Genomic DNA, 7,474 nt, shown 5'->3' with positions numbered 1-7,474 from the left:
ATCCTTGGCTTGCAGCTAAGAAATTCGAAAACCTGGGGAGGTAACGTTAGCAATAACGAGTGCAAGTGAGTGGCTTGTCACGCAAGGCTCAAGCAACCCAGAGGGACGGGATGATCCTAAGGATGGGCAGAAGGTTTTTCGGACTCCGTGGTCGACTCCTTAGAAAACGAAGCGGTCATGGCTTTCGTGATTCCTTGCGGCCAACAGGGAACCGGCCAGCAAAGCGCAAGAAAAACACATCCTTTGTGGTGATCTCTCGTCATGCGCTCTGGAAAAAGTTGGGAACCTTGGGAAACCACCTCGCCGGTCTTTCCCCTCCTGTAAGAAGAGAACAAGCTCCCGGCGCCCGCTACTAGGGCTCGTTCCTTAGTCGCCCAAGGAAAGCCCACCTGTGGTGGTTGGCTTTCTAAGAGAGTGGCCTTCAGCTAAGGTTCGCGACGAAGCTTTTTCCGGTCGAACTTCCGCCTGGTAAAGGTGAGGCAACTTCTTGCGACGCGGTTCTTCGGAACGGAAAAAGGCGAGAATGCCACGAGCAATGGCTTGAGCCAACTCTTGGCGATAGGAAGAACTGTCCACTAGACGCGCCTCTCTTCGATTGCTGAGAAATCCCCCTTCAACCAGAACGCTGGGCAGTGGATTATCTCGAAGGACTCGGAAACGAGCATGCTTGACCCCCCGATCCCACTCCCCCGTTTCTTTGGCTCCCAGGCGAACGACCTCGTGGTGTATCCGGTGAGCTAGCCAGAGATTGTCCGGGTCGTTCCGGTTACCCACACACCAATGGGTCTGCGAGGAATCAGCAATCAAGTGCCCACCCCCATAAGTGGAAGGTGCTCCGGCCGGAGGTAGGCAATAGGTCTCCACTCCACAGCCTTTGCGGCTGGGTGCATCATTAAAATGAATGCTCACAAACACAAAACCCGGGTGCATACCCGCAATCCGGACCCTTTCTGACAGGGACACGTCCTGATCCAACGTCCGGGTCAATACGACAGGGATCCCGTGCTGGCGCAGGATGCGCGCGAGCCGCAGCGCGGTGTCTAAAGTATAAACCTTTTCCCACTGCCCTAGACAGGAACGAGCGCCCCGGTTCGACCCACCATGGCCCGGATCGATGACCACGCCGTGGTAGCGGATATGAGCCGACGACGGTCCTCGCACGAGCTCTGCCTCAAGTTCCCGCAGATCTGCCCGCGCTAAAAACCATCTTCCTCTTTCCTCTTTAGGCGCATAGGAAAGCCAGTGACGAACTCCATCGAAAGTCGCTACGCGGTCTGCCCGGCGCAGCTGGAAGAGGTGACCAGCTTTCGAAAGGCAAAGGCTTCCAGTAGCCACATCCTGAGTCATCCGGATTCCCTTGGCCCGGCAAAAAGGCTCAAGTGCTTCGTAACTAGCTCGTTGGCCAGGGGCTTTCCGAAAACGACCGTGAGACAAGCCTTTGCGATGGTGCGACCGAGCGTATCCAAGTCCAACCAAAGCAAACAGGCAAAAGCCAGTAGCAGATGCCAAGACGATCCAGCCAGTTGCACGAAGTTTACGGACAGGGGACATTGTCAATGAGCCTAGTTGTACCAACCCACACGGCAGCGCACAAGCGTCCTTGCACCTTTTCTACATATTCCACTTGAAGCCCTTCCAGTTTGCCAAGCTCTTCCTTTACCCAAAGCTCCGCGTTTTTCTTGGAAGAACCCTGCTTAAGAATGCTCGCAAACTGAGCCGCAATCTTTCGCTCGCTTGGTGAAAGGTACCGATTGCGGGAACTCCAGGCTACCCCGTCATGATCTCGGATGACGGGAACCGAAAAAATACGGACCGGGATAAAAAGGTCCCGAACGATTCGCTGCACCAGCTCGAGCTGTTGATAGTCCTTCTCGCCAAAAACAGCAATATCAGGAAGGACGATCCAGAAAAGTTTCACTAAGACCGTCGCAACTCCTCGGAAATGACCGGGCCGGAACCGACCGCAACGATCGACCGAAACGGACTCCTCAATGACCCAGGTAGAAGAATCAGGGAAATAAAGCGTTTTGGGGGCAAAAAGAACATCCACGTGATGTTGGCGGCACAATTGATGGTCTTCCCAAAAAGAACGCGGATAGCGCTCCCAATCCTCATTGGGACCAAATTGGGTTGGGTTTACGTAGAGACTCACAACCAGTCGGTCACACAACCGGCGGGCTTTCGCGATCAAGGCCAAGTGTCCCGGATGGAGTGCCCCCATTGTGGGGACTAGACCCACCCGGTACCGATCCTCTTTCCAGCTGCGAGCCATTCGTTGCATGGTTCGCGGGGAACGCACCACTTTCATAACGGGTTCTTTCCTTTGTCCTTGTGGCTATCCTCTCATACAGAACCGCAATGGAGAAAAAGGATAGGGAATTCCCCCCAACTGGAGGGAGGGGAAGGAGATTTTGCCAATAACTTTGCGAGGAAGTTTCGTTCGGTTGCAAGTGACAAAACTCAGCGACCGGTTAAGCGCGAAACTCGCCAAAAGAAATCTCTTCCCAGCAATCAGGGCACATTCGCTCTCATAGCTAGCGGTTTTTTCCGTTACTCTCCGCTTGATCTGCGGGACCGATTCCCCCAGAAGGAACCGGCAAAGGCGCTTGCCACCCACTAGACGCTTGGAAGGGCCTGCCCTTTGAAAGCCGCGGTACCCCTTGGGATGGGTACACGAAGCCAATCCTCTTCTTTTCTTGCGGCTTGACTTGGGAGGTCCGGGGACCTTGAGGATGGGAGCGGTGGTCACCACTAACGATTGCTCCTTCTCTATTCGCAGGGGCCGTGCTCGGACGTACAAGCAAAGCCCTTGCCCAAAGCCTGATTCCGGCCGCCGACCTACTTCCGCCAAGCCGAAGCCCGCTTGTTTGATAAAAAAAGTAAAAAGCCCTTTGACTGGGTTCCTTGTGTCACACCCACTAGCTAGAGACCCCACGGGAGTATCCAGATCTGATCGAAGTTAACTAGCTAGGTGTCATACCCATTAGCTAGAGACCCCACCCCAAAGGGGAGCCTGCACATGAAGAAGCAGCCCACGAGTATGTCGCTTGGCCAAGCTGTAAGGGAGGGGGATTTTCGAACACCGAGAGTGGTTCGATCTTCCAAATTGTGGTTCCGTCGGCCAGAGGGTGCTCCCCCGCTGTGGAACAGGTTTCAGTACGAACGCCATCGAGGAAAAAAAGATATGTATGACATGTAGCCTTTTCCCTTTGTTACAGGAAGCCAAACGTGAGGGATCTCTTCCCATTTGCCCTCAGAACCGATCTCTTTGCCCAACCACACGCGTCCCCTGCGTCGCCGTATCTCCTTTTGGCGGCTATAAAGAGACACAAACCCTACAAAGGCCTTGCTAGGTACTGTTTCGCGTTTCGGGTCCATCACTTCGACGTCACTTGCTTCATCCCATCCTCATGCCCGTCAACGCAACTCCACCATCGGGTGTAAAACTGGAATGGAAAAAGAAAGCGAAACAAAAGACAAACAATGGGAAAAAACTCCGAAGGCCCACGCAATATCGGCTCCAGGGAGAAAATGCCCCTTCCTTTTTCTGGCCGACTAAACTCTTGCACTGCGGCCAAACCCCCGCATGGAAAACCAACCGGAGAGGGTCAGCCCCAATTCCTTTTCCTTTGAGCCGCTTCCATGGTTGGGCTTTCGCCAGGCAAACCTGTTCATCTGGCTGGGCCCTTGCTAGCGTCAAGCGTGGACGATCGCTTGGTCACCTTCTTCTTTATTGCCGCTGTCTTTGTCCTGCTTGGTGTTGACCTTTTTGCCGCCGCCCCGAAGCGCGGCAAGCTCGCTTGGACCCGGGCGCTAGCTCTGCAAGGGCTGTGGATGGCACTAGCTTTGGGTTTTCTTTTGTGGCTCTGGTCATCTCGGGGTGTAACCAAGGCCCTTGAGTTTGTCACGGGCTATGCCATTGAGTATGCGCTTAGCCTCGATAATCTTGCGGTTTTTGTTCTGGTCTTTCGCATCACACGAGTCCCAGAAACACACCGGCGCTCGGTCCTTTTCTGGGGGATCCTGGGCGCACTGCTCATGCGAGGTGTGGCGATTGTAGTGGGATCGGAACTTCTTCGGCGGCTGGAGGTTTTCACCTACGTTCTGGCCCTCCTACTGGTTGTCGGAGGTCTTTCCTTCCTTCGGCGGGCGTCCACACACCATACCGGCCCTGCCCAGCCAAAGCTTTGGAGCTATCTCTGGCGAATTTTACCTGTAACTCGGCAGCTTCACGGATCGCGGTTCTACATCTATCAGGCCGGACAGCTACGACTAACTCCCTTGGGGATCGCTCTTCTTTTGATTGAGTCGGCCGATCTGGTCTTTGCCCTGGATTCCATCCCCGCCATTTTTGCTGTGACGACCGATCCATTGATTCTCTTTACCTCGAACGCCTGTGCGATTCTTGGGCTTCGCTCGCTCTACTTTCTCGTAGCTTCCGGGTTACAGCATCTCCGCTACCTTGACGAGGGGTTGGGAATATTACTAGTCATTCTCGGTATCGAAATGGCGCTCAAACCTTGGTGGGAGCTCCCTCCGTCCTATAGCCTGGGGATCGTGATTGGGGTCCTGGGTGGAACTACCCTTGCCTCTCTTTGTCCTTCCAAGGGTGAACACAAGCGGAGCAAGGCTAGCTAGCTTTGGCCCAAAAAAAGAGGCTTGGTACGGCCACTCACGTATCCCGTGCCCTCCTACGGGAACGAAAACGACCGGCCATCATGGGAAACCGACTCTTAGGTGGGTTCTTCCCCAAACAGAGGAGGCTCGGGCGGTTCGTCTTTTTCCCGCTCTTGTTTGCGCTGTGCCTCCCGCATCTTTTCCAAAAGCTCCGACATGTCCTCTACTTCTTCCCAAACTTCCTGGCTAACGAACACTGGCCGTTTGGCCTGAATCGCCAGGGTTAGGCAATCGCTGGGCCGGGCATCAATTTCCACGATCTTCTTGTGAACCTCGTTCTCGGCTCGCAGGATGAGGCGGGCATAGTACGTGTTGCTACGAAGCTCGTTAATGACCACCCGTTCGATATTGATGGAAAGAGCCTCAAAGATGAGCCCAATCAGCTCATGGGTGAGCGGGCGCTCGTTTCGCTCCCCGCGCAAGGCCATTGCAATGGCTCTTCCCACGTAACTATCCACGTTGATGACAAAAACCTTCTCCTCGTTCCCGAGAAAAACGGCAAATCCCTGGGGACCCGTCGGCAAAATCCCCATAACTTCCACTGGGACAACCTCGGTCTTCATACGCCTACAAACCTTCTACCATGATCAGAAGATGACTTCAAATGAAACCACTGGTTGTTTTGCCTGGAGATCCTCGGCACCTACGGCAAAAGTTCGGTGAATTTTGCTTCTCTCCTATTGTCAAAGGCCACGGGGGTTTTATATTGCGCGCGATGACAAAATCCAGTTCGGCCTGGGGCCCCGGCCAATCAGCACAGCTTTACGGGGTCACGGGCTGGGGGGCGGGATACTTCTCGGTCAACGCTCGGGGGCATGTCAGCGTTCGTCCCGTGGGAGAGAACGGTCCGGAACTTGACCTGTGGGAAGTGGTGGAAGCGAGTCTCCATCGCGGGTTAGAACTCCCGATTCTCCTTCGCTTTCAAGATCTTTTGCGGCACCGGGTCCAAGAACTCCACCGGGTGTTTGAAGAAGCTGCACAGGAAGCCGGCTATCAAGGAGGATACCAGGCGGTTTTTCCCATCAAGGTCAACCAGCTGCGAGAGGTTGTAGAGGAAATTTTAGACGCGGGAGCTCCGTACCATCACGGGCTTGAGGTGGGGTCCAAACCCGAACTGTTTGCAGCGTTAGCGATGCACCGGGATCCCGAAAGTCTCATTGTTTGTAACGGTTATAAGGATCGTGCCTTCATTGAGGCGGCCCTTTTGGGTAGAAAACTCGGCAAACGGATCTTTTTGGTCGTCGAGAAACTCGAGGAACTTCCCACCATTCTTTCGGCGTCCCAGTCCCTGGGTGTGCAACCGCTTTTAGGCATCCGCCTGAAACTGTCGACCAAGGGGCAAGGGCGATGGGCACGCTCAGGAGGAGAGGAAGCCAAATTTGGCCTTTCGACAGCAGAGCTACTCCAGGCACTCCGCTGGATCGAGGAGTGCGGGATGATCCACGGGGTAGAGCTTCTGCATTTCCACATCGGTTCCCAAATCCCGGATATCTTGGCAATCAAGCGAGCTGTTCGGGAAGCGGCTCGCTATTACGCGCGCCTTCGCCAGCAAGGGGTAAAACTGCGCTACCTGGACGTGGGAGGGGGTTTAGGAGTAGACTACGACGGGAGCAGTTCCAGCCGCGAGAGTAGCATCAATTATACCCTGGCCGAGTACGCGCGGGACATCGTGTACAACGTGCTCGAAATTTGCCAGCAGGAGGGGGTTCCCCATCCAACCCTGGTGACAGAGACTGGAAGAGCCCTGGTCGCCCATCACTCGGTTCTGGTTGTTAATGTGCTGGGGGTTATCCGCAAGACTCCGGTTTTGGTTCCTTGTCCCAATGGGAACCCCCACAAACTGGTACGAGATCTCTTAGAGCTAAAAGCGACGGTAAACCAAGGGAATCTTTTGGAGCACTACCACGACGCTCTCCAGATTAAGGAAGATGCACAGGCGATGTTTGACCTCGGGCTATTGGATTTATCCACCAAGGCACAGATTGAAGCACTCTACTGGGAACTTTTGGAAAGGATCCTGGCGCTCTACGGAGCGCGGCGATCCATACCGGAAGAACTCCGGACGGTGAAAGATCATCTGGCCGACCGTTATCTTTGCAATTTTTCGGTCTTCCAATCCTTGATTGATTACTGGGGTCTCAAGCAGGTCTTTCCGGTTATGCCCATTCACCGGTTGTTGGAGAGACCAACGCGGCAGGGAAGGCTTGTTGATATCACCTGTGATTCTGATGGGCAGATTGCCGATTTCGTAGGCCCGCACGGAGAGGTTGCGCCCACCCTGCCCCTCCACCCGGTGGACAAGGAGCCTTATTATCTGGGGATTTTTCTGGTAGGTGCCTATCAAGACATCATGGGCGATCTCCATAACCTTTTTGGCCGGGTGAATGAAGCACACGTGTTTCTGGATCCCGATGAGCCTGGAGGCTTCTACATTGAGGAAACGATCCCTTCCTTGAAAATTCGAGAGGCTTTAAGCCTGGTCCAATATGAGGCTCCCACGATCCTAAGGGCGATGAAAACCCAGGTGGATCAAGCCATTCGATCGGATGTTCTCAAGCCAACGGAGGGAATGCTTCTTTTGGAGGCCTATGAGCGAGGCTTGGAAGGATCTGCGTACCTGGCCCTGGGGCAAAACGAAAAAGAGCCACCTCTCTCCAAGCGGCCGTGACACAGCACACAAAAAGCCCCTTTCAACAAGATCTGGATCGTTCCTCGGAACGCGATCATTCATTAGCCTCACGGCCTCCTAGCTGAACCTTCGTCAGGTTTTTGACCTTTGTCGGTGCAAGTCAAGGAC

The 7,474-nt window shown here is 54.4% G+C and carries 6 protein-coding genes; 2 read left to right on the top strand and 4 right to left on the bottom strand.

Annotation, left to right across the window (positions count from 1 at the left end; genetic code table 11):
* Window positions 1-366 precede the first annotated feature (366 nt).
* The 3 genes from KK925_RS08365 to KK925_RS08355 all read right to left on the bottom strand — a co-directional run bounded on the left by KK925_RS08365 (window position 367) and on the right by KK925_RS08355 (window position 2,851).
* A complete protein-coding gene (locus tag KK925_RS08365; RefSeq protein WP_174583506.1) occupies window positions 367-1,434 on the bottom strand; it encodes an N-acetylmuramoyl-L-alanine amidase family protein in 1,068 nt (355 codons plus the stop codon).
* A gap of 100 nt (window positions 1,435-1,534) precedes the next feature.
* Window positions 1,535-2,308, bottom strand: coding sequence for a pantoate--beta-alanine ligase (gene panC, locus KK925_RS08360; RefSeq protein WP_174583505.1), 774 nt, complete (start codon window positions 2,306-2,308; stop codon window positions 1,535-1,537).
* A 27-nt stretch (window positions 2,309-2,335) separates the two neighbouring features.
* The gene (locus KK925_RS08355; RefSeq protein WP_174583504.1) at window positions 2,336-2,851 is read right to left on the bottom strand and encodes a hypothetical protein; all 516 of its coding nucleotides are present in this window, start codon (window positions 2,849-2,851) and stop codon (window positions 2,336-2,338) included.
* Window positions 2,852-3,642: 791 nt separating this feature from the next.
* Here KK925_RS08355 and KK925_RS08350 point away from each other — a divergent pair.
* Window positions 3,643-4,638 carry a TerC/Alx family metal homeostasis membrane protein gene (locus KK925_RS08350; protein WP_174583503.1) on the top strand — a complete coding sequence of 332 codons (996 nt, stop codon included), beginning with the start codon at window positions 3,643-3,645 and terminating at the stop codon, window positions 4,636-4,638.
* Between the two features lie 95 nt (window positions 4,639-4,733).
* Here the strand turns inward: KK925_RS08350 and KK925_RS08345 are convergent, their stop codons facing one another.
* Window positions 4,734-5,240 carry a bifunctional nuclease family protein gene (locus KK925_RS08345; protein WP_174583502.1) on the bottom strand — a complete coding sequence of 169 codons (507 nt, stop codon included), beginning with the start codon at window positions 5,238-5,240 and terminating at the stop codon, window positions 4,734-4,736.
* A gap of 152 nt (window positions 5,241-5,392) precedes the next feature.
* Here KK925_RS08345 and speA point away from each other — a divergent pair, with 152 nt between their 5' ends.
* Complete coding sequence (speA, locus tag KK925_RS08340; RefSeq protein ID WP_174583501.1) at window positions 5,393-7,345, top strand: biosynthetic arginine decarboxylase; 1,953 nt, start codon at window positions 5,393-5,395, stop codon at window positions 7,343-7,345.
* Window positions 7,346-7,474: the final 129 nt, after the last annotated feature.

The organism is Candidatus Methylacidithermus pantelleriae, assembly GCF_905250085.1.
Lineage (GTDB): Bacteria > Verrucomicrobiota > Verrucomicrobiia > Methylacidiphilales > Methylacidiphilaceae > Methylacidithermus > Methylacidithermus pantelleriae.
The sequence above is the reverse complement of the archived record's forward strand: the minus strand, read 5'-3'. Positions and strand labels throughout refer to the sequence as shown.